Annotated in this window: 24 protein-coding genes; 5 read left to right on the forward strand and 19 right to left on the reverse strand. The window is 46.1% G+C overall.

Features of this window, described 5'->3' with window-relative positions:
- Positions 1-128 precede the first annotated feature (128 nt).
- From cyoE to mutY, 12 genes are all read right to left on the reverse strand, one after another.
- A complete protein-coding gene (cyoE, locus tag H1R82_RS10310; RefSeq protein ID WP_309544819.1) occupies positions 129-1,079 on the reverse strand; it encodes a heme o synthase in 951 nt (316 codons plus the stop codon).
- 427 nt (positions 1,080-1,506) lie between these two features.
- On the reverse strand, positions 1,507-1,917 hold the full coding sequence (locus H1R82_RS10315; protein WP_181732813.1) for an ATP-binding protein: 411 nt from the start codon (positions 1,915-1,917) through the stop codon (positions 1,507-1,509).
- A 12-nt stretch (positions 1,918-1,929) separates the two neighbouring features.
- Positions 1,930-3,711 (reverse strand): ABC transporter ATP-binding protein, encoded by a 1,782-nt coding sequence (locus H1R82_RS10320; protein ID WP_181732814.1) that lies wholly within the window; start codon positions 3,709-3,711, stop codon positions 1,930-1,932.
- Between the two features lie 166 nt (positions 3,712-3,877).
- Positions 3,878-4,657 (reverse strand): GTP-sensing pleiotropic transcriptional regulator CodY, encoded by a 780-nt coding sequence (gene codY, locus H1R82_RS10325; RefSeq protein WP_181732815.1) that lies wholly within the window; start codon positions 4,655-4,657, stop codon positions 3,878-3,880.
- A gap of 220 nt (positions 4,658-4,877) precedes the next feature.
- Entirely contained in the window at positions 4,878-5,402 is a 525-nt protein-coding gene (gene lepB / locus H1R82_RS10330) for a signal peptidase I (protein WP_181732816.1), read from the reverse strand.
- A gap of 269 nt (positions 5,403-5,671) precedes the next feature.
- On the reverse strand, positions 5,672-5,935 hold the full coding sequence (locus H1R82_RS10335; protein WP_181732817.1) for a hypothetical protein: 264 nt from the start codon (positions 5,933-5,935) through the stop codon (positions 5,672-5,674).
- Entirely contained in the window at positions 5,919-6,734 is an 816-nt protein-coding gene (gene proC / locus H1R82_RS10340; RefSeq protein WP_181732818.1) for a pyrroline-5-carboxylate reductase, read from the reverse strand. Before proC ends, H1R82_RS10335 begins: the two co-directional genes overlap by 17 nt.
- A gap of 690 nt (positions 6,735-7,424) precedes the next feature.
- A complete protein-coding gene (locus H1R82_RS10345; protein ID WP_082240699.1) occupies positions 7,425-7,868 on the reverse strand; it encodes a GNAT family N-acetyltransferase in 444 nt (147 codons plus the stop codon).
- A 64-nt stretch (positions 7,869-7,932) separates the two neighbouring features.
- Positions 7,933-8,622 carry a hypothetical protein gene (locus tag H1R82_RS10350; protein WP_181732819.1) on the reverse strand — a complete coding sequence of 230 codons (690 nt, stop codon included), beginning with the start codon at positions 8,620-8,622 and terminating at the stop codon, positions 7,933-7,935.
- Between the two features lie 261 nt (positions 8,623-8,883).
- Positions 8,884-9,045, reverse strand: a complete 162-nt coding sequence (locus H1R82_RS10355) for a hypothetical protein (protein WP_181821658.1) — start codon at positions 9,043-9,045, stop codon at positions 8,884-8,886.
- 132 nt (positions 9,046-9,177) lie between these two features.
- A complete protein-coding gene (locus H1R82_RS14860) occupies positions 9,178-10,497 on the reverse strand; it encodes a VanW family protein (RefSeq protein ID WP_181732821.1) in 1,320 nt (439 codons plus the stop codon).
- 29 nt (positions 10,498-10,526) lie between these two features.
- Positions 10,527-11,630, reverse strand: coding sequence for an A/G-specific adenine glycosylase (mutY, locus tag H1R82_RS10365; RefSeq protein ID WP_220215068.1), 1,104 nt, complete (start codon positions 11,628-11,630; stop codon positions 10,527-10,529).
- Positions 11,631-11,872: 242 nt separating this feature from the next.
- Here mutY and H1R82_RS10370 point away from each other — a divergent pair, with 242 nt between their 5' ends.
- Positions 11,873-12,850, forward strand: a complete 978-nt coding sequence (locus H1R82_RS10370) for a metal-dependent hydrolase (RefSeq protein WP_181732822.1) — start codon at positions 11,873-11,875, stop codon at positions 12,848-12,850.
- A gap of 34 nt (positions 12,851-12,884) precedes the next feature.
- Positions 12,885-13,814 (forward strand): mechanosensitive ion channel family protein, encoded by a 930-nt coding sequence (locus H1R82_RS10375; RefSeq protein WP_181732823.1) that lies wholly within the window; start codon positions 12,885-12,887, stop codon positions 13,812-13,814.
- 76 nt (positions 13,815-13,890) lie between these two features.
- Here H1R82_RS10375 and H1R82_RS10380 read toward each other — a convergent pair whose 3' ends face one another.
- From H1R82_RS10380 to H1R82_RS10395, 4 genes are all read right to left on the reverse strand, one after another.
- Positions 13,891-14,043, reverse strand: coding sequence for a hypothetical protein (locus H1R82_RS10380; protein ID WP_181732824.1), 153 nt, complete (start codon positions 14,041-14,043; stop codon positions 13,891-13,893).
- Positions 14,044-14,090: 47 nt separating this feature from the next.
- Positions 14,091-14,990 carry a DNA-3-methyladenine glycosylase family protein gene (locus tag H1R82_RS10385; protein ID WP_181732825.1) on the reverse strand — a complete coding sequence of 300 codons (900 nt, stop codon included), beginning with the start codon at positions 14,988-14,990 and terminating at the stop codon, positions 14,091-14,093.
- 163 nt (positions 14,991-15,153) lie between these two features.
- Positions 15,154-15,753, reverse strand: coding sequence for a 3D domain-containing protein (locus tag H1R82_RS10390; protein ID WP_309544820.1), 600 nt, complete (start codon positions 15,751-15,753; stop codon positions 15,154-15,156).
- Between the two features lie 125 nt (positions 15,754-15,878).
- Entirely contained in the window at positions 15,879-17,228 is a 1,350-nt protein-coding gene (locus H1R82_RS10395) for an O-antigen ligase family protein (protein WP_181732826.1), read from the reverse strand.
- 354 nt (positions 17,229-17,582) lie between these two features.
- Between H1R82_RS10395 and H1R82_RS10400 the strand changes: the two genes are divergently transcribed.
- The gene (locus tag H1R82_RS10400) at positions 17,583-18,410 is read left to right on the forward strand and encodes an ABC transporter ATP-binding protein (protein WP_181732827.1); all 828 of its coding nucleotides are present in this window, start codon (positions 17,583-17,585) and stop codon (positions 18,408-18,410) included.
- 108 nt (positions 18,411-18,518) lie between these two features.
- On the opposite strand, the gene H1R82_RS10405 is transcribed toward H1R82_RS10400, so the two are convergent.
- Positions 18,519-20,300, reverse strand: a complete 1,782-nt coding sequence (locus H1R82_RS10405; RefSeq protein WP_181732828.1) for an adenine deaminase C-terminal domain-containing protein — start codon at positions 20,298-20,300, stop codon at positions 18,519-18,521.
- A 122-nt stretch (positions 20,301-20,422) separates the two neighbouring features.
- On the opposite strand from H1R82_RS10405, the gene H1R82_RS10410 reads away from it, so the two are divergent.
- On the forward strand, positions 20,423-20,623 hold the full coding sequence (locus H1R82_RS10410; protein ID WP_181732829.1) for a YgaP family membrane protein: 201 nt from the start codon (positions 20,423-20,425) through the stop codon (positions 20,621-20,623).
- A gap of 708 nt (positions 20,624-21,331) precedes the next feature.
- On the forward strand, positions 21,332-21,550 hold the full coding sequence (locus tag H1R82_RS10415; protein WP_181821660.1) for a hypothetical protein: 219 nt from the start codon (positions 21,332-21,334) through the stop codon (positions 21,548-21,550).
- A gap of 132 nt (positions 21,551-21,682) precedes the next feature.
- Here H1R82_RS10415 and purD read toward each other — a convergent pair whose 3' ends face one another.
- Together purD and H1R82_RS10425 are read right to left on the reverse strand one after the other, a co-directional pair.
- A complete protein-coding gene (gene purD, locus H1R82_RS10420) occupies positions 21,683-22,942 on the reverse strand; it encodes a phosphoribosylamine--glycine ligase (RefSeq protein WP_181732831.1) in 1,260 nt (419 codons plus the stop codon).
- A 24-nt stretch (positions 22,943-22,966) separates the two neighbouring features.
- Positions 22,967-23,239 carry a hypothetical protein gene (locus tag H1R82_RS10425; RefSeq protein WP_181732832.1) on the reverse strand — a complete coding sequence of 91 codons (273 nt, stop codon included), beginning with the start codon at positions 23,237-23,239 and terminating at the stop codon, positions 22,967-22,969.
- Positions 23,240-23,308 lie beyond the last annotated feature (69 nt).

Genomic DNA, 23,308 nt, shown 5'->3' on the forward strand with positions numbered 1-23,308 from the left:
ACTCACCACATTTCCTACCTCGCTTTCTGTAAGGTTGATCCGACCCCGATCAACCGAAGCCGGACCAATTATTTTCACAGTGCATCAGATATATTTATATCAAGCTCATGATAAGCACTGTATCGTATTTATAAAATGCGCATCAAATCACGAATCAAAACATCGATCACCATCGAAAGCAAAATCACCGTCAAGTAAATCAAAGAATAAAAAAACATCTGATTTGCCCACTTGATATCATCTTTTGCAGAAAAGCCGCGGATGGATAAAACGACATAAATCCCACCCAGCACAAGTGACATAATCAGATAAAACCATCCCAAAGTCCCTGTGTAAAACAACAAATAAGAAGAAGGAAGCAAAAGAATCGTAAAGAACAGGGTTTGTTTCTTGGTCTCTTGAAACCCTTTGACGACCGGCAACATCGGAACTCCTGCCTGACGGTACTCTTCCACACGCCGCATCGCAAGGGCAAAAAAGTGAGGAGGTTGCCACATAAACAAAATGAGAAAGAGTGCCCAAGCATTCAAATCGATGGCCGGATTGGCCGCAACCCAACCGATCATCGGCGGAACAGCTCCTGAAATACCTCCAACCACTGTGTTTAAAGTACTGGTTCTTTTTAACCATAAACTATAAATCAAAACATATACCATTACCCCGATAAATGCAACAAATGCAGCTAGAACATTTACACCGACAGCCAATATCATGAGTCCCGAAAGAGTTAATGTCAGACCATACCATAAAGCGGTGGTCGGTTTGATTCTTCCGTCAGCCACCGGGCGGCTCTTGGTACGTTCCATCAACGGGTCAATATCCCGGTCGATAAAATTGTTCAACGTGCAACTGCCTGCAATCGTAAGTGCAGTTCCGAGCAAAGTCAGGATCAAAATTAACGGATTCAAATCCGTCAATCCCGCCGCTACCAAATATCCTGCAAACGTGGCAATCAAATTACTCTTATTAATCCCCGGTTTCGTAATTTCTATATAATCACGCCAGGAGGCCTTATTTTTCGACTCCACAGAATCTAACATCTGCTCAGATGCGGTTTGCTCGGACACAGTATGATTCACCCGTACAAACCTCCTTTCTACCAAGAAACCATCTTCAACAGGAAATGACTGTTGAAGAAAGAAAGCGATATAATTTAACATAATACAAACAAAGAAAAAAACACAAATTCCTTGACCTGCTCTTTTGTTCTCTTTCTCAGGCGTATTGCAAAAAAAGAGCTACTTTTTGCCTAATTACCATCATCATTTTAGATGATAGAACCCCTTCGTGCAAGAGCAGGAAATAAGCACTGCCGTGCGCTTAAACGGTTTCCTTCATTTTTATTATTGCCCCCGCTGCCCTTTTTTCTGCAAAAACCTTTTCACTCATTAGTCTAATCGATTGTTCCAAACGGAAGATGACATATTTGTGAACATTTTTTCGGCCGGCAACGGCAACGGATGCCAATTGCCGGCTTAACCAAAAAAAGGTTTTTTAATGGGTGAATTATGAAATAATGGGTTTGTTTTTCAGCCATTTGACCGCTTCCAGGCAAGTACCGGATTCAACCGGAATTTGCCTTAACTCATCCATCAGCATATACACATGCTGAAGGCCGGAAGTTTCCCCGGCTTGCCGGGCTTTTCCTTTTGCCAATTCTTCCAGGTTGTTTAATCCCGGCCCTTTGTCCCGGACTTGAATCTTCAACCCCTTGCGTCCTCCTTCATCCTTTACCGGGGAAATGGTCAAAATTCCCTTGTCGGCATATTGCACCACATTTTGGGCCAGTTCCGACATGGACTGGACAATCCGCGATTGTTCCAGTTCGTCAAAACCGATTTCCTTTGCCATTTCCCTCACTTCACTCCGTATGTGGACAATATCCTCTTCTGCATGGATCTCAAATCTTTTCCGCATGTTTCCCCTCCATCACGTGGTAAGCTTCCGGTCCGCTTCCGCCGATGTCCTGTGGTCGAAGTTTTGCACCCGGTAAAGCTCGGCATATTTGCCGTTTCGGCGCATCAATTCATCATGGGTGCCGTGTTCGATCAAACGGCCATGGTCAATGACAAAAATCTGGTCGGCATGGGTAATCGTCGACAAACGGTGGGCAACGATCAAAGTGGTGCGGTCTTTGGCCAAACGCTCCAAAGATTCCTGGATCAAGTGCTCCGTTTGCAAATCCAGCGCCGAGGTTGCCTCATCCAAAATCAGAATGGACGGGTTTTTCAAAAAGACACGGGCAAGCGCAACCCGCTGCCTTTGTCCCCCCGACAATTTAATGCCCCGTTCGCCGATTTCGGTATCGTACCCTTGGGGAAGCTCCAGGATAAAGTCATGGGCATTGGCCGCTTTGGCCGCCTCGACAATTTCATCAAAGGATGCGTCCACTTTTCCCAGCCGGATATTTTCGCTGACCGTCCCGCTGAACAAGATGTTTTCCTGCAAAACCATCCCGATGTGTTTCCGCAAACTCTTTAAAGTAAAAGAGCGGACGTCACGGCCATCGATGCGGATTTGCCCCTGAGTGACATCATAGAAGCGCGGAATCAGGGAAATAAAAGATGATTTTCCTCCGCCGCTTGGCCCCACCAATGCAACGGTTTGTCCCGGAGCGATTTTCAGATCAATGTCTTTCAACACATCATCCTGTTTATCGTGATAACGGAAACTGACATGGTCAAAGATAATTTCCCCTTTAACCTGTTCAACATTTTCAGCATCCGGCAGATCGGTGATGTCATAAGGCTCATCCACAAACTCAAACACCCGGTCCATCGATGCAAAAGCCTGGGTCAGGGTGGTTGAAGAGTTCACCAAGCGCCGGATCGGGTTGTAAATCAATCCCATATATCCGTAAAAAGCCGTCATTTCACCAATGGTCAGCCGGCCTTGAACCACCAGGTAACCGGACACGCCGATCACCAGAATGGGGGCCAGATCGGTAATGGTATTAATGGCTGCAAACGTTTTGGCCACCCATCGGGTTTGGTTGAGGGCTTTGTCCAAGAAATGCCGGTTTCGCTGTTCAAACTGTTTCTGTTCGTGATTTTCCAAATGGAACGCACGGATGACCGAAATGCCTTGGACCCGCTCATGCAAATGCCCTTGCAATTCAGCCAAAGCCTGTGAACGCTCTTTGGTGGTTCTTCGCATATTTTGGAAAAAGTACTTGACGGAGACGGCATACAACGGAAAGACTGACAAAGAAATCAGTGTCATCCACGGATCCAGCCAAAGCATGAAACCGACGGCAATGAACAGGGTGGATAAATCCAACCAGATATTCATCATACCGGTAATCACAAATTCTTTGGTTTGTTCCACATCGTGAATGACCCGGGAAATGATTTGCCCCACTTTGTTATTTTGATAATACCGCAAGGATAATTTTTGAATATGATCAAAAAGTTTGTTGCGTATGTCAAATAATACTTTGCTTGCAGTCCATTGGGCAAAGTATTGCCGGAAATATTCCACCGGAATCCGGATCACCGTAAACACAAACAGGGCCGCCAACATCACCCACATCAATTTTTGTATTTTATCCTGAACCGGCAACGATGACAAAAGCAAATCATCCACCACATATTTCAAAAGCAGCGGAAGAAGCAACGGAATCCCGAACTTCACGATCCCGATGATCATCGTCAGAGTGATTTCTTTCCAATATGGCTTGACAAATTGAAGATATCGCTTCATGCTACCCATTTCTTTCAACCCCTGTAAGTTAAGAACTGAATTCTATTATAACAGGGTACAAGAATCGGATCATCAAAAGGGAAGACCACCTCTTCCCTTTTTCACAGACAACCGTGGCAAAAACATACATGACAAAAACACCGGCCCCTTGAACAAGGGACCGGTGTTTTATCCATCAGTGACGGGCTTTTTCCAAAGCCGGCAACAATTTCGGATTGAGGATTTTGATGTAGGTTCCTTTCATTCCCAAGGAACGGGATTCCACAACCCCGGCACTTTCCAGTTTACGCAAAGCATTGACGATGACGGAACGCGTGATTCCCACGCGGTCGGCAATTTTGCTTGCGACCAGGAGCCCTTCCATGCCATCCAATTCGTTGAAAATGTGTTCAGCCGCTTCCAACTCGCTGAAGGACAGGGAGTTGATAGCCAGCTGTACAACCGCACGGCTCCGTGCTTCCTCTTCGACTTGGCCGGCACGTTCACGCAAAATCTCCATTCCCACGACGGTTGCCCCGTACTCTGCCAAGATCAGATCGTCTTCTTCAAATTTGTTATTCAGACGGGACAATACCAATGTTCCCAAGTGGTCACCGCCGCCGATGATCGGAACAATTGTGGTGTACCCGTTTTTGAACATCTCTTTCATTTCGGTCGGATAAGCCGTATACGGGCTGTCCACATCCACGTTCGTCATGGATTTGTCAACTTCCATGAGCAATTTCGCATATTCCGGCGGGAACTCACGGGTTTTCAAATACTGATTCATCCGTTCATTCTCGACGTCATGGTTGATCGCCATTCCCAACAGTTTTCCTTCAGGCCCGACGACATAGATGTTGGCGCCGATAATGTCACAAAGCGCTTCTGCAACCTCATCAAAATCCACCAGGTTGTGACCTGCATTTCTTTGCAAAATTTTGGAAATGCGTCGTGTTTTGTTTAATAGATCCATATCCATAACCTCCAAGTTCATTTTCTTTGATTCTTGTATGTTTATGGGCCGTCCTTTTGACCGTCCAAAAGACGAGTTATTTTTAACGGGATTGAATTTCGGGGAAAATCAGTAAAAGTAAACACTTACCTATTATGCGACATTTAAGCAATTACGCAATTTCATTTCTGTGAACAATTTTCGACTTTTATACCTATTCCAAATTGTTTCCTTTATGGCTTTAAAGGGAAGAACCGGACAAAGACCGCCATAAGATCCGTTCCACTTTGCCGTTGATCAATTCGCAGGGAACAAAACCCACGCTTTCATAACGGCTGTCTTTGCTGGCATACCGATGCCGATTATCCCCCATGACGAATACGGTCCCCGGCTTTACCCGGACGGGTCCGAAATCCCCGTCTTCAATCTTGGTGTCAATGTACTTTTCAACCATTTTCTCCCCGTTCAGGTATAAATATCCATTTTTTGCTTCAATGATGTCCCCTCCGACACCCACCACCCTTTTCACCAAATAACGTCCGGGATTGGATGGATCTTCAAACGTGACAATATCTCCCCGTTTCGGCTCATTCCACAAGAATGTAAATTTGTTCACAAGGAGATAGTCCCCGTCATGGAGTGTCGGTTTCATGGATGTCCCGTTTACAACGGATAATGCAATCCCGTAATGGTTGACCGCCCAGGAAAACAAGATTGCATAGATGAGCACAAATACCCATTTATACAATCGTTTCACCAAGTCCATGTTCATTCACTCCATCATCTACCTCCCAATTCATGCAAGGTACCGATGATACCGGGAGGAAGCAGACACGGAGCAAAAGGTTTCCGACGACACGGTGAAGGCAAAGCATAAATCTTTTTAAAAAAGAAACCTATTGCCAAACCAAGGAATTTTCACTCACATCATCTTTTTCTACCACTTTTCCCCTGTCAGTTGCAAGTATAAAACCATCATTTGTTAACAAAATGACGTTTTTTTGGCAAATACCCCCAAACCCATCCGCGGTTTTATCATCCGCTCCTCCATGGCATCACGGCCTTTTTTGGCTTTTTTTCAGTCCTCTCAGTGAAGTTTCTAGTCTTTTTATTTCCAAAAATAACACAAAATAAAACACCTAAAACTCTGAATTTAATTTTTTTCTGTAATAAAGAAAAATCCCTTACTAAATCAACTTCAGGCAAAAACCGGCCGCCGGCATGAAAAAGAGCCCATGACCCCGCCTTTTCATGGACTCTCAACATTTCAAAAAGAAGCATGTTATTTGCCCAATTCACCGGCTCGTTTCGCCGCCTTCAGCACGGCCGCTTTCACCGCTTCGTCAAAACGATAGTCCCTTAATGCCTGCAAACCGGCCATGGTGGTGCCTCCGGGAGACGTAACTTCTTCACACAACTGCCGGGCATCTTTTCCACTTTCCATGAGCATATGTGCCGCTCCCAGCAAAGTTTGAACTGTTAACATCCGGGCGGTTTCCGGATCCAAACCGGCTGATACCCCGGCAGACTCCATGGCTTCCGTCAGGGTGTAGATATAAGCCGGACCACTCCCCGACAGGCCTGTCACGGCATCCATCAAAGCTTCCTCCACCGTGACCACCAAACCGATGGTGGAAAAAATCTCTCTTGTGATCTCAACCGCTTCCCGGGTCGCCCGGCTTCCCTTGCTCATCGCCGTGGCCGATCGTCCCACCCGGCATGAGGTGTTTGGCATCACCCGCATCACCGAAACCCGATTTTGTATATAATTTTCAATGAATTCCGTGGTGATTCCCGCCACCACAGAAATCAAAATTTGTCCGTCCTGTAAACGCTCTCCCCATTTTCTCAGCACCCCGGCCGCATCTTTGGGTTTTACCGCAAGAATCACAATCTCTGCCCCGGTCACATTTTCTTCGTTTTGTCTCTCCCCATCAAGCCCGTATTTTTGGCATATTTCTTTGATGCGCGCACGGTTTTGCCGGTTTACCATGCTCACTTGGTGCGGTTTCACCTTCTTCTCTGTGATCAGCCCTTCCAAAATTGCTTCCGCCATGGATCCGGCGCCGATAAACCCGATGGTCTTTTGTTCAAGCATCAAAAATCCCTCCTCTTTCTTTCAAAATAAAAAACCTCTTTTCGCCTAAAGGACGAAAGAGGTTTGTCTTCCGCGGTACCACCTTTGTTGGCACATCCATTGTGCCCGGCTTTTTATCTGTAACGGGAAAACCCGGATTGATTCATCATCATCCGCATCCAAGGGTGGGTTCAAACAGACAACACCGGCAAAGCCTCTCAACCGCGGGCTTTACTCTCTGTACGGCTTGCCATGTTTTACTGGCCCTCGTCATCGCGTTTTCAACATATATCGGTTATACGAACGTTTTATTCTCACTGATCATGAAATTCTGCTAACTATTATGAATCATTGCGATCGGGATGTCAACCGGAGATCACGGTCCGGGTCCCCATCCCTTCAACCGTTTTCAGGCTTGCAGAAAAAGAAAGCAAAAAAACAAATGCATTCATTTAATTGCATTTAATAATTTTTTGATCAATCATTAAAATTTACATAAAAGAAAGAAAACAAAAAAGACGGTTCATCTTTTCAATAGAGAGGAACAGGCAAAAAAATAAACCGTTCAAATAATTTTAATTTGAAAGCGCATTCAAAGTGTAGTAATCTTAACTTAAAACAGATATCCTTAAATAGGCTTGGGGTCCAAAAAAGGATTTGGACACAAAAAAATCTCTGCCTTTCGGCAGAAACTCAAAGCATAAAAATGTGTTATGAAACGGTTTGACGCCTTTGAAAGACAGAATACAACTCTTTTTCCAAGCGAGTGGAGCAACTATTGGTATAGCCGAGATGTTGATAAAATGGGAGCAGTTTTTTCGTTCCTTCATCGACTGTGATCCAAATCCTTTTGACTCCTTTTTTCCAAAAACGGTGTTCCAACTCACGGACCAACATGGTGCCAATTTTTCTCTTTTGATGGTCAGGATGAACAGCCAGACAATAAAAAAAGCCCGTTTGTTGATCAATCGTACCAACAATCGCACCAACCACTGTTCCTTCTTCTTCAGCCACGATCACCAGATCCCGGTCCAAGCTGATTTGTTCCGCCAACACTTGCAACGTTTCTTTTTCCTGCTCGCGAGAAGCTGTCATTTGCCAAATGTTTGATACATCATGTACATCTGACAATCGAAAAGAACGTAAGCGTATCATTTTTTCCCCCCGCTTCAGATCCCATTCTCGGCTTATTTATTTTACCTCAAGAACTAATTTTATTTCAATCCATTTCATTTCCAATCAGATTCATATCTTCCGCCGCATACCAAAGCCACGGGACAAACAGGAGGATGGCCGCCCCTTGCCAGAAAACCACCGCAGAACCGATCCACCGTACCAAAACCGCCCCGGTCAAAACCATGCCCCAAACCAGCAGCGACCACCAATGAAGCCATCGGGACGGGCCCGATGACTGAAACATCACGGCGGTATAAATCAATCCGCCGACAGCCCAACAAGAGGGAACAAAAACGCTGATCACGGGGACAAGCAAATGTTCCCAGTCATCCAGATGGTGAAACAAGAGCGGATTGGTTGTCTCCCAAGCCATTTTCATCAGCAACGGATAGACAAACATTTGAATAAAGACATGGATGAACAAGGAAAGGCTGCCGGTCAAATGGATAAACCAACCCCACTGCAAAATCACGCGATATTGCCGGTCGAGGGTGAACAGCAAGATGGTGAAAACGGCCAATATGGATAAAACAGCAATCAGAATGCTGATCCAAGAGACCGTCACCAAGACCTCATTCGCCTGCATAAAACGAAACCGTTTGAGCCAGGGCCCCTGCGACAGTTGAAAAAGAACGAACATGACAAAAAGAACAGTGACGAAATGAAGAAGGGCCGACCCGCGGAACACCCATAAAAACCAATGCTTGCGAACCCCTGCAGACACATGTTTCATCCATTTACCCCCCCGCCGGACGCTTATAAAAAAACAAAATTTTCCTTTATCTTTATTTTATCCTCCCCCTTCTTCTTTCAATCACCTTTTTCCAGATCTTTCTTATTATTTTTGATGCGATTAATGAAACGCATTCCTGTTCCAGAATAATAAAAGGACTGACCACCCGGGGAAGCCCCCGATTCTTGTTTCGCTTTTCTCCCTCGCCCATTGCTTCCTTCCGCAAGGCGAAAAAAGCTTCCATCGTCTTGATATGCATAATTAGTTGTCCTTTATCATCACCGGCTCCCCGCCCGAACAACTTGCCCCCCCCTCTTTGCGATATGCTGCCTGTGTGCTGATGCTCGGAATGCTCACAAATTTGGTCAACTCTTCAAGATGTTTTTCGCGTTGGTTGCGAAAATACGCAAATTGTTCCATCATAGGGTTCCCTCCTTTTATTTGCGAAATAATTTGATTTTTAGAATTTATGATAAACCTTTGCGGCCACGATACTAATTCAAAAATAAAAAACACCCTTTGACCCGTTCATCTTGGTCGAAGGGTGTTTATCATTTAAGATTGCGGCACTTCTTTTCCGTTTTGATCAACGACCACTTCCGTAAAGGATTCGGGTGCCGGCGCCACATTGCGCTTTTTCACTTTGGCACCGGGAACCGTATAAACATTTGCCGTCAGTTCCCCGCCGTTGATAAAGATCCGCAAAAGAATCGGGGCATCCAGATTGTTTTGGAAGCGGAAATCCGGCCCGCCCCATGAAACCGTGGCATCCCGGCCTTTGGGCACATAATTGACATCGGCACTGTGATGAACCACTCTCAGCATTTTCAATCCGGCACGGTCCGTGCTGTTGTATAACGTGGAAGAGACTTGGCAAATGCCTCCGCCAATGCCTTCGGTATATTCTCCTTTGACAATCACGTGAGCGGTTTTATATCCTCTGGCTTCAGTGCGCTCTCCCACCACTTGGTTGAATGAAAATTTTTCGCCGGGCAACATGACCAAATTATGAATCTCCTTGGAGGCCAGCTTCATATTCGTGGTCCGGTTGACGTTTCCGGGGTTGAATTTGGTGGTGTAGCTTCCGATCAAATTCTTGTCCACTTGTTGCAAATCCTTGCTGGTTACCTCCGGTTTCACCTCCACCATGGGGATCACATACGGTTGATTCAAGGAAGCATGCCAATTTTTCAGCCATTCCTTCATTTTTTCCACATCCATGTCTTTCCCGTATTCTCCCTTGATCAGGGCCCCTCCCCAACGGTTGTTCTCAAACCGGGCATTTTTTGGTTCGACACGCACTTCCTTCCGGACATTGTCCAACCATTCGGTTAATTTTTTCATATCCACACTTTCCGGATTTTTTCCGTCATAACCCAATTGCCACAAATCCAACTCGTATTTTTTGTCCTCATGTTGCAAAATCAGTTTGGCCGGATCTTTCTTTTCTTCCTCCGTCTGAACGGCAGAAACTTCTTCCGTCGTCCCGGCCGGGCCGTAAACGCCAAAGCCCAGAATCGCCACCACCGTCATGGATGCGAGGATGGTGCTCACCAATATCTTTTTGGGACGGGGGGTGTTTTTGATTTCACTCTTGATCCGTTCCCGGATTCCTCTTTCCTGCGGCACGCCTGCCGGGGTTTTATCCGCTTTCTCATTTGGTTCGTTTTGCTCACTCATGGCTTCCGGTTTTGCATGGGTTTGTTCAACCTTTGCATGCGCTTCAGTGCCTGTCGGGGAAAATGCCCCCGGATCACCGGACACCTGCTGCTCCCCGCTTCCCGTACCTTCCGGCTTCTTTCCATCCACACTGTTCATTAACTCAGACTTTGTTTCAGAGGAATGTTCCTCATGTTTCTTCTCTTTTTCCTCCACAAGCACACTCTCCCTTTATCTTCCATCCGTCAGACTTTTTTTCGTTCGGTTTCAAACGCTTTGTGGTAAACATTGGCCCAGGTTTTTTCATCTCTTTTCTCTTTTTCCAGCCATGACCATGACGTTGGCAAATCAAAGCCGGTATGTTTCAGTTCCACTTCCACCACCGTCACCTTCCAATGGCGATGGCTGAAAACATGTTGAAACTCTCCTTTAATTATATAATTTAAAACAGGTATTCGATTTTCTTTGCAAAATTTTTCTATGATTGTCAAATGGCGATCCCCTTTGGGAATTTCAAAGGTCGGCAAGCCCCAAAGTCCGGCAAGCAATCCTTGTTCAGGCCTTTTCTCCCCGATAAACAAGTTTTGATGTTGAAAAAAGGCCATCACCATCTCTTGTTGGACCGGCGGTTTTGCCTTTTTTTTGACCGGAAGTTGTTCTTCCATCCCTTTTTCATAGGCTTCGCACACCGGACGAACCGGACAGAGCAAACAGCCGGGGGAAACCGGGGTGCAAATGGTTGCCCCCAAATCCATCAACGCCTGGTTGAAATCCCCCGGGGCTTCTTCCGGCATGACTTTCTCAACCAGAGACTCCATCTTCTTCCGGGTGGTGCCGGATGCTATATCCTCCCCGATGGCAAACAACCGGGAAAAAACGCGCATCACGTTTCCGTCCACGGCCGGAATCTTTTGGTCAAAAGCAATGCTCAACACCGCTCCGGCGGTATATGCGCCGATTCCTTTTAATTTTAAAATGGATTTTTTATCTGAAGGGATTTTCCCATCGCCTTCATGAACAATTTGCTTGGCGGCTTGGTGCAAATTTCGCACGCGCGAATAGTAGCCCAAACCTTCCCAAGCCTTCAACACTTGTTCTTCAGGGGCATTGGCCAGATCTTCCACCGTGGGAAATAGCTCCATAAACCGTTCAAAATAAGGAATCACCGTATCGACGCGGGTTTGTTGCAGCATGATTTCGGAAACCCAGATCCGGTAAGGATCTTTGTTTTTTCGCCACGGCAAATCTCTCTTGTTTTGTCCGTACCAGGTCAGCAATTGTGTCTGAATAGTATGTCGTTTTTCATCGCTGATGGATAAGTGCTTATCAATCTCACGACTTTTTGGCAATCAGTGTCCTCCTTTAGCATGAATTCGGTTCCAAAGGTTATAATCTGAATGAGATGATACAGAAAATCCTGTTATTAACATCATACACGACCTGACCCCGATTTGTATAAATGAATTTTAACGTTCCTTTAAACTATGGACAGCAGTTGTTTTATTAAAATTAATTTTATCGATTACGTCAATCTTTTCTTTATAAAAATCTGATAAAATTTGTTCAGTCTGTCCCGGAGGAGGGTCTAAACATGGATACAGGAACCCATTTTGTGATGGGGGTGGGACTTTTCGGATTGGCTCAATTGGATCCGGCGGTCACAACCGATCCCGAAACAATGAAATCGGTGCTGCTGGCAACCGTGATCGGATCGGAAATCCCGGATATCGATACGCTTTACCGCCTGAAAGGAAATGCCAAATATATCCGGAATCACCGGGGATTCAGCCATTCATTGCCAATGCTTTTGATCTGGCCCGGTCTCATCACCCTTGGGCTTTTTGTTCTGCTTCCGGAAATGAATGTGTTACACACGTTTTTATGGAGCTTTCTTGCCGTCTTTATCCATATCTTTATTGATTTGTTTAATTCTTACGGAACCCAGGCGTTGCGCCCGTTATCAAGAAACTGGGTCGCTTTTAACGTTTTGAATATCTTTGACCCTTTCATTTTTTCCCTTCATTTGGCCGGGTTTGCCCTGTGGTGGATATGGCCGGCACAATGTGGAAAAATATTCCTTATCATCTATTTGACAATCGCCTGTTATATTGCACTCCGGTTTTGGCAACAGAGAAATCTGCTCCGGATGGCACAAAAACAAGTCAATTTGCTCGGCAGATACACCGTGACCCCCACTTTCCGCTGGAATGTGTGGAATTTGATCGTTGAAACCCCGGAAATGGCGAAGGTGGGGGAAATTCGCAATAAACGAATCCATTGGACCGGCCGTTTTCCGAGCAAAGATTTGCTTCATCCGGCTGTCAAGGAATCGAAAAAGGCCGAGCCCATCCGTGCATTCCTTTCTTTTACTTCTTACGGATATCCCAAAGTCTTTGAACGTCCCTACGGTTATGAGGTCCGCTGGCTGGACGTCCGGTACCATTATAAAAGGCATTATCCCTTTTTTGCCATTGCTTTACTTGACCATCATCACCGAATCTTTTACGCTTATGTTGGTTGGATGAGCAGAGAACAATTAGATAAAAAAACAAAACAATTCATTTCATAAATTCGCACGATGAAACCGGAGGAGAAGTAAAAGAATGAATGGAACGGAACAAACATTGAATACGCAATTTGCGGCCGCCGGGGAACTGGCGGTGCAAACCAAAACCCTGTTGACCCGGATGATTGAAGATCCGATGTCTTACATTGTCCTTCCGGTCGGCCAAATTGCACTCATTGTTGTTTTGACGATCGTGGCACTTCGCTTTGTCGACCGGATTGTGGATAAAATTTTTGACATCAGCCGGATGGAATCCAAAAAAGCGCAAACCCTCCGCAAGTTGATCAAATCGATTGCCCGTTACGCCATTTACTTTATATCCGCGCTCACCATTTTAATCAATCTCGGCTTTGATCCGCTGCCTGTGCTGGCCGGTGCCGGTGTTTTGGGTCTGGCGGTCGGTTTCGGGGCACAAAATTTGATCCGGGATGTCATCAGTGGCTTTTTTATGATCTTCGAGGGACAACTGGAAGTCGGCGATTATGTGGAAATCAACGGTCAAATCCGCGGAACGGTCGAAGAAGTGGGCCTCCGCATCACCAAAATTCGCGAATTTAACCAACGACTGCATTATCTTGCGAACGGAAACATCAACCAGGTGACAAATTACAACCGGGATCAGATGCGGGCCATTGTCAATGTGACAGTTCCTTATGAATCCGACCTGTCAAAAGTGAATGAAGCATTGGAAGAGGTTTGCGCAAGCATTCAAGAAAAGTTTGCCTCCTCTCTGATTCAAGAGCCGGAAATCTTGGGAATCACCACGATGGATACAAGCGGGGTCACATTCACCCTGACCGCCCTCAGCGAACCGGATCAATTTTGGGCGCTGGAAAGGGCGATCCGAAAAGAAGCCATTCTTGTTCTGCACCGATACAATATCGACTTCGCTTATCCGCGCAGTGTGATTTATCACGCAGAAGACGGACAAGAAGTCAAACTGGTCAAAGAAGGCTTGGAAGTGTAAGGAAATACAATCAGCCCCTCCTTTTGAAGGAGGGGCTTTTTCAGTTTTCCGAGACCGCTGTTTCGTCAACGGTTTTTTATAGAAATTGCCCGGCAAGCACAAAGACGGTAATGGCAAGAATTGCAATCCCTGTCCACAATGCCATCGCTTTCAGATCCCTCATCAAGATGCCATTGGCATCGACTTCAGCCACACGTTTCTTCTTTTGTTGAGCTCTCTTCCTTGCCACTTTCATCTTCTCCTTTACAAATGTCGATCGGATCATTGCCATTTCCATTATTTTTCGTTTTTCAGGTCTCTCAGGGCATCCCATAAATAAAAAGTAACATAACTGGCATAGGGGGACCAACTTCGGCCAAGTTGGCGGACAGTCGATTCATCCGGCCTTTCTTCCATGGAATAAAACTGTTTGACCGCATTTCTCAGCCCGATATCCTGGGCCGGGAGCAGATCGGGCCTCCCCAGTCCAAATAGCATCACACATTCCGCCGTCCAACGTCCAATCCCCCGGATCGGAAGCAAGCGGGCAAAAACTTCCTCATCGGAACACTGGTCCAGTGCCTCCAGATCCAATTTGCCGCCGGCTATCCTCCTCGACAGATCAATAATGTATTCTGCTTTGCGACGATTGAACTGAATCGCTTGCAAATCTTCATACCGGAGCCGGGCAATCTGTTCCGGAGTCGGGAAAACGGCCCATCGTTCTCCTTGAAACTCCGCTTCATCCCCTGCCAGTTCAATCAAACGGCGAATGAGGACAGCTGCAAAAGATACATTCAATTGTTGCCCGATGATGGTTTTGATCAGGCACTCATGCAAATCGGGATCCAGCACAAAATGCAATCCCTTCCGCGCCAGGATCACCGGGGCCAACTCCGGGACTTGTTCCATTTGTTCATAGAACGGTTGCAAGTCCACTTCGGTGGAAAACATGCGGGCCACTTTTTTGCGGAGCCCTTCTTCCTCCTGTTCCCCCACCTTCCCGGTGATCTCCACCTTCAGGGCAACCTCCTCTTCGTCACAGCTTACCGAGAGCAATAACGGACCGTGCTTTCCGTGAATGGTACGCTGAAAACGGCCATGTTGGCAACGGTAAATGCTTTTTTCAAAGAATTGAAGACGTTTGGTCGTCAGTTTGAATGAATACGGATAACTCAATGGAAGCGAAAATTCCATCGTATTTCTCCTTTCCCTTTCATTTTATGCTCATCCCCAATCAAAAAAAAAGACTTTTCCATCAAGAAAAGCCCGTTGTTCTAAAAATTCACAATTATGAATTGGTTTTTTTGAAAGGCGGCAATGATCCGGCAAACGGACCATCGCCCCGGAAGAGGTAAACTCATTCCACCATTTCAACACGGACATTTTTCTTGACTCCGAATTGAAGGGCTTCATCGAGATCTTCCATGTAAACGTCTATCCTGCGCCCGTTGATCGCCCCTCCGGTGTCTTGGGCAATCCGGTAACCAATGCCCTCAATGTAAACACGGGAGCCGATGGGAATCACATCCGGATCGACGGCAATGGTCACTCCTTCCATCACCGGACTTCCACTCGCCGTGATCCCGTACCCCGGATCCCCCGGACGTTTGCCGGTTGACTCCGGTCCGGCCGTGTAGGCTGTGAGCGTAAATTCACCGAGGTCCTTCCCCCTTTTCATCGCCGGCATGGCACGCGCGGAGGACAATTGGACGGATCCTTGTTTTTTCCGGATCCACAATTTTTGTCCCGGATAGATCTTGTCCGGATCCTTCAGGTGGTTTATCCGTACCAAGTCTTCCACGGAAACCTCATATTTCTTCGCCAACCGGGTCAACGTATCCCCTTTTTGAACCACCACCGCATCCTCCGCAAGGCTTTCGGCCCCGGCATCACCGGCCAACCAACAGCCGGCCAGGGAGAAAGACAAAACAAAGCAAAGCATATGTATCCATTTCACGGGTACCACCTCAAACCAAAAAGTTTCTTCATGGTATCATCCTGATCGAATTTTTCAGATTTTATACACTCTTGTTCCTCTTGGATCAATACAAAAAAGCCGGGGAAATGCACTTCCCCCGGCTTCTACTCGATTTTCCGGTGTACAAAAAAGCGATAGATCCAGTACATCACTTCATATGGGATAAAAAGCAGGATCCATGAAATCACTTTTCGCTCCGAAAAAGCGGGAAGTTCCGGCTCGGGTTCCGAAGGCTTGCTCCAATCCGGCTTATTGACGCAACGACGAACATACTGAGTATGAATGATAATGACACTAAGCATAAACATCAGGCCGATTTGCGGAGCAATAATCGGATAGTCGTACATTCCATGTCCCAAAAGGGCAATGGTCAAAGACAATAGCATCCCGGCCAGCCTTTTTTCTTCTTTTTGGTTGGCCACCTTCCGCCAGCGCCTTGCCCGTTGGATGGTCAGCAGCAACATCCAAAGAAACAGGCTCAATCCCAACACACCAAACTCACTGGCAATCCCCAAAAAAATGTTATGGGCATGATACACATAAAATCCGGCTTCTTTGACGAAAAGCTGGCCGAAATGAAGGGGCAGCACTCCGAGCAACCAATGTTCCCTGAAAATCTTGAACGCGGTGGTCCACACTTCCAAACGGACTTCAATGGTCGCCTGCAGGGTTTCTTTGCGCGGGATCAGCTCGGGAAAACAAGAAATCAGCAAAAAAATAGCAAGCGTGATCGTCACGGTGCGTTTTCGGTGCCCCGTCATCCACAGCTGGACAATCAAGCCGATGAGCAATCCGGCCCAGGCACCGCGGGAACCCGTACACCAAATCGCCGTCACATAAACCCCGAAAATCAAAAATGCCGTCAACTTATGCCATTTTTTCTTCAACACGGATGCGGCATAAATGCTCATCAGGGAAAAACAGATGAGCAATGCGGCGGTCAAATTGGAATTTCCCGACGTTCCGATGCTGCGGACGGATCGTTCCGACTGAAAACGAAAATCATTGTAAAATTGTAAAATATTACCTACAAAGGAGTCATTGATCACATGCCAATCCATTTGCTGAATAAAAACAATGACCGCAATGTAAAGGCCGCTCAGCCAAAAAGCAAGGTACGTCTTTTGGACTTCTTGCCAAGACCAGTTCAAATGGCGGATCCAAACCGCCAACATCCAATAAAGCCCAAACATGGCAATCGGAATCAACCCGATGGGAATCCCGTAAAACCAGGAAGGTTCAACCAGCCAGCTGACCGCGGAAATCAGCATGAACCCGATGAAAGCCTTCTCCGGCCAATCGAGGTCTTTTACAAACCGGTATTTTTTCCGATGCCACAAAACAGCTGTTGCAATGCACAAAAGGGCAACCGGCGGCAACAATGGCGTCAAGATAATGGATAAAAATAAAAACTGTGCCAACCGTTGATTTCCCCAGAAATTTATTACTTTCAAGAGTATAAACTCCTTTTGATCAAGTTTCGCTCATTTTCGACAGCACATGCAAAATTATTGTGGACAAAATCGCCTTTTTTATTCCTACTCTACATTGTACACATAATTTATATATATTTCGATTCGCCCATCGGTTCATTCCTCTTTATTCCTTCAAGAAAAAAGCAACCCTTTCCCTACCATAAAGACTAATATATCCAAACCCTCTCTCCGGGTCAAATATAAAATAACATTTATCTAAAAGAATAAAATGAATTACAAATTTTAATCACGTTGACGATTGAAAATTATTCTCATAGAATGAAAGACAAATACAAATGCGGTCCGATCAAGGGCTGACTGGAGGCGTTCCTGTTGCAAAAAGGCATCATCGCTCACCAATTGACACTGGCATATGGCTCTTCCACCATTATCCGGGAATTAAATTTGGAAGTTCCGCACGGAAAAATCACGGTTTTTGTCGGAAGCAACGGTTGCGGGAAATCCACCCTCCTGCGCTCGCTGGCGCGGCTTTTGAAACCGGTTGAAGGGCAAATCATTTTAAATGGAAAAGAAATCCACAAATGTCCTTCCAAAGAAATCGCCAAACAGTTGGCAATCCTTCCCCAAGGACCCGAAACTCCCGAAGGATTTACCGTGATGCAACTGGTCAAGCAAGGCCGTTATCCTTATCAAACTTGGGCCAGCCAATGGTCCAAGGAAGATGAAGAAAAAGTGTTGTGGGCTTTAAAAATGACACAAATGACGGAATATGCGGATCATCCGTTGGACGCATTGTCAGGAGGGCAACGGCAACGTGCCTGGATCGCAATGACCCTGGCCCAGGACACGGATGTCATTTTGTTGGATGAGCCGACCACTTATCTGGATGTTACTCATCAAATTGAAATTTTAGATCTTTTGTTTGACCTTAACCAGAAAGAAGGGCGTACCATTGTGATGGTCCTGCATGATTTGAATTTGGCCTGCCGGTATGCCCATCATATTGTCGCCATCCAAAACCAAACCGTCTATGCCCAGGGTGCTCCGGAAAAGGTGGTCAACGAACGCATGGTTGAAGAAGTTTTCAAACTGAAGTCCAAGGTGACAACCGATCCGATTTTCGGCACCCCCTTGTGCATTCCTTACGGAAAAGGGCGCCGGATCTCTCAACAAACTTTCACTGCAACGGGGATTTCTTGAAATCCTCTGCAGCCGTCTTTTTTATTATCGGAATTTTTTGTTATTTAGGGGGAAGAGGTGGGTTCCGTCTGAGAAGCCCACCTGCATGTGGATCCGTCTTCAAAACAACTATACCAGCTCCAAAAGCCGGCTGGAAGGATACTCCACTTTCTTCTTCTTCACTTGCATGATCCCCTCACTGGTGAGCCGGATATAAGGAAGATGCGTGGAGGATAAAAACGTCATGGTAAACAGCGGATCCAAATGGGAAAACCCATACTGCTTCAGTTCATCAACAAATGGCTCCAACCGTTCGATCAGGTCATCGAGGGATAAGTCCACCATGATACCCAATAAAGGCAGAGGCAAATAAAACTTTTCCTTTCCATCCTGGATCCAAACCAATCCCCCTTGGTCCCGGATCACTTGATTGACAGCCATCGCCATCGCTTTCGGATCCCTTCCCAAAACCAAGATATCACGCGATCCCGTGTTGGTCGTCGCCAATCCGTCAATACCGACGGCAAATCCGCGGATCAATCCGTGGGTGATCCACCGGCCGTTCCGGTCAATCAAAAAAGAAAACAGCCGTTCATCATCCTCCGGCAAATAAACTTTTCCATCTTTTACTTCCACTTTTTCTTTGGACCGTTTGGTGATCACGGAGTTAATCAATTGGATCACCGGAAATCTCTTTTTCCCCGGATCCGGAATGACCAAATCCTCCGGCTTCACTTCAAAGGATGACATATCCCATTTCATTCCCGCATAAACGGTCTCACGCGACAATTTTTTCTCTTCCTTAAATACTCCGTTTTCTGCGATCACTTCTCCGTTGGCCATCACTTTGACCGGCGTGGGATCATTTAATGAAGACAAAAAGTTAATGTCGGCAATCCGTCCCGGGGCAATTCCTCCCAGATGCTCATCCATACGATAATACACGGCCGGATTGATGGTTGCCATTTGGTAAGCACGAACCGGCGGACAACCGCTTTCGATCGCCAAGCGAATCAAATAATCAACAAATCCGTCTTTAAAACATAACGGTGTCGCCCCGTCGCTTGTCATCATCAACCGGTGCCACGGCACATTTTCTTGCCGGACCAGTTCTTTCATGATATCCGGAAGATCCGGGCGGATGGAACTGTATCGCAAGGAGACCATATACCCCAGACGGAGCCTTTTGAATACTTCATCGCAGCTGATGCTTTCATGATCGCCGGTCACGCCGGCCGCAGACAATCTGGCCAGGGTTTGATAAGAAGACCCCGGGGCATGACTTTCCACTTTTTTGCCTTGATTCTTGGCCGAAGTGATCCAGGAAACCATTTTTTCATCACCATCCAGCAAGGACGCCCAGTCGGTCAGCTCGCCGGTTTGCACCACCTGGTCATAGCCGATCATTTCTTCCACCCGTTTTTGATCAAACAGCTCTTTCCGTTCATCTGGCAAAGTGGCTTGGGGATCCAACCGTGCCCACCAGAAAAATTTAACGGGTGACTTCTTTAATTGATCCATCATATGTATGACTTGTGACAAATTTTTTTCGGCAAAAAAGACCACATTATCACAAATCAAAGTGGTGGTACCCAAGGATCCGGCTTTTTCCGCCAGTGTGAGCGGATGGTAAATTTGTGACGGATGGGAGTGAGGCTCGATATAGCCGGGGACTAACACTTGTCCGGTCGCATCCAGAGTGGGAATCTCTTCATCCAGCTTCAGCCCGCTTTGCTCCATCGGACCGACATAGGCCACTCTTTTTCCGGACAGGGCGATATCGGCTCTTTCCAGTTGTCCGGTGTACACATTCAGTACCGTTCCTCCCAAGATCAACTTGCTGGGGGCTTTTCTTCCCATTGCCACATCAATCAACCTGTTTTGTTCCGCAGCTGAAATCTCGATGAACAATCTTTCTCTCCCCTTCAATTTTTGTACTTGCCAGTCGAACAACATTTTACCTGTCCACAGGTTGCATACTTCAGAGCACAACCTGCAAAAATAACAGTAACAAGCCAAAAGGAGGGATTTCTTTGCAAAAGAATGTGGGTACGTTGGATGCTTTGATTCGCATTACGTTGGGACTGGTTGGTCTGGCTTATTGTGCATCGGCAAAACGTCGTCGTTTTCCTTTGTGTTTGGCGATTCATTCGGCTCTGAAAGTTGCAGAGGGGGTCACCCGTTTTTGTCCAATTATCGCCATTTTCGGAAAAGAAAACAGAAAGCTCTCATGAAAAAAGTTATATTTAATTAAAACTATACAATATTAGAATAAAACATGGAATGGATGATTGCATTTTCATGATGCAATCTATGAAAATTTAATTTTTTCTCCCCTTTTTTCCTGATTTAGAAAAGAAAGGGGAGACGCAATCATAAATAACATAAAAATATAAAAATACAAAAGAGAATCTCTTGATTAAATTCTGACTCTTTTGTATAATGATTTTCAAGAAAATCTGTCCCGCGGGTCACTTTCGAAATTTGACGTTTTCTGACAAACGAGGTGTTTGCCAACACGCAGGAAAACGCTTTCACCCGCGGAAAGATGAAGAAAAATACTTCATAAAAATCTCTCATTCACCTGATCGACAAGAATTTTAACACTTTTTTCAGCCTTTTTCCTTCCTGTGCTGTAAGATGGCAGTTGATTAAATGCGTCAGATGGCGTAGAATCAAGCTAAGATCACCATAACACTTGTCCGACCTTTCCAACTCTTCATTCGACAAAAATCGAACTTTGGTAATATTGTATACAAATTTCGTCATTTTTTATCATGAATAAGCAGGATAATTTGTAACCTGACGTCGAAAAAAAGAATCAAGTTGATTTTGATTCAGAGGTGGCATTCCATAAAAAAAGTGGTACAATAAGGTTAATAGCAATGCGAACAAACGATCGGTTTTTTGAAAATTAAAACCGTTTTAGGAGCGTGAGTTATATGTCTCTTAGCGAAATGGAAAAAGAAACTGTGATCCAATTTGATGAGTCGACCAATTTGGCCACCGTATACACCGCCAGCTGGACGGTTGCCCGTTCCCTGAAAAAAGCGGGTTACCAACCGGTCAAAAAACACAAGGCGGTTGGTGGTTTAAGATCCCGGTCAACGGAATCAGCATTCAAGGGGAAAAAGAAACGACTCAAATTGGATAATGAATGAAGAACACGGCTTTTATTGCGCAACCGGTGCCGGTTGCCAAATTTAACGAGCCTGACCCAGCGGCTCGTTTTTATTATTTTCCTTACATAATAAAAAACTGCTGGTTTGCATCCAGCAGTCCCGTTCAGCGGTTTACAAAGCTTTCTTTGCAATATCGGTCCGGTAATGAACATTGTCAAACGAAATTTGTTTTACCCGCTCATAAGCCCGCATTTGTGCTTCTTGAATCGACTCTCCCCATGCCGTGACTCCTAAAACCCGTCCTCCTGCCGTTAACCACTCTTCACCGCTCAACACCGTTCCGGAATGGAAAATCACCGTATCGGCAGCCGGTTTGTCAAGTCCTTGAATGGGCACTCCTCTCTGATACGAGCCCGGATAACCGCCCGAGGCCAAAATCACGCAAACGGCGGCTTGATCACTCCACACGATGTCCTGTTCCGAGAGCTTGCCATCAATGACCGCTTCCATGATTTCCACCAAATCCGTTTTCAGTCTGGGCAGCACCACTTGGGTTTCCGGATCGCCAAAGCGGGCATTGAACTCAATCACTTTCGGTCCGGATGCGGTGATCATCAACCCCGCATACAATACTCCTTTGTACTCGATTCCTTCTTCTTTAAACGCTTTTTGCACGGGAAGCAAAATCGTTTCAACGGCTTCGCGGACCACTTCATCCGGAATCTGGGGAACCGGTGAATAAGCGCCCATTCCCCCGGTGTTGGGGCCTTGATCATGATCAAACACCGGCTTATGGTCTTGGGCAACCACCATCGGTTTAACCGTTTTTCCGTCCATAAACGCCATCAACGACATTTCCTGACCGCTTAAAAACTCCTCAATCACAATCTCCTGTCCGGCATCGCCGAAAACCTTTTCTTCCATTGCCTTAATGACGGCTTTTTCCGCTTCTTCCAAAGTGCTTGCCACCACAACCCCTTTTCCAGCCGCCAAACCATCTGCCTTAATGACAATGGGGGCACCTTTCTCGCGGATATATTCGATTGCTTTCGAAGATTCCGTGAATGATTGAAAATCTGCCGTCGGAATTCCGTATTTTTTCATGAACTCTTTGGCAAACCGTTTGCTTCCTTCAATCCGTGCCGCTTCCCTGCGGGGACCAAAGATGGCAAGGCCCTCTTCTTCAAAACGGTCTACAATTCCCGACAACAAGGGAACTTCAGGGCCGACCACCGTTAAATCCACCTTGGTTTCCTTTGCAAAGTGAACCAACCCTTCGATGTCAGTGGCGGCAATATCCACACATTCTGCATCTTTCTGAATTCCTCCGTTGCCCGGTGCACAATACACTTTTTCCACCTTGGGGCTTTTTAGCAATTTCCAAACAATGGCATGTTCTCTTCCTCCGTTGCCGACAACCAACACTTTCACTTTATTGTCTCCTCCCCGCTCTTCTTATGAAATCATCAGGCTGATCGTAAACAATCCCAATGTCACCATGATGCAGATAAAGGACCGCTCTTTATCCACAGGTTTTTTCTGACGATAAGACCGTTTGGTGGTAAACACTCCGCCGATGATCATTGCCGCCATGTAAAAGACACCGCTTGCGGTTTGCAGTTGCCTTTGCCAAACGGCAAGATCCAGATCATATGCCCAATATGTCGTCAACCCAGTTAAAGCCAGAGCGATGCCGATCCACATAAGAGACCATGAAAGGAGACGCATCTTCATTCCTCCTTTGTGCTATTTACATTTTCCACAAAAATTATTCCCAGTATACGCACAAGAAAAGGC

Origin of the sequence: Thermoactinomyces intermedius (genome assembly GCF_013912365.1) — a bacterium.
GTDB classification, from domain to species: Bacteria; Bacillota; Bacilli; order Thermoactinomycetales; family Thermoactinomycetaceae; genus Thermoactinomyces; species Thermoactinomyces intermedius.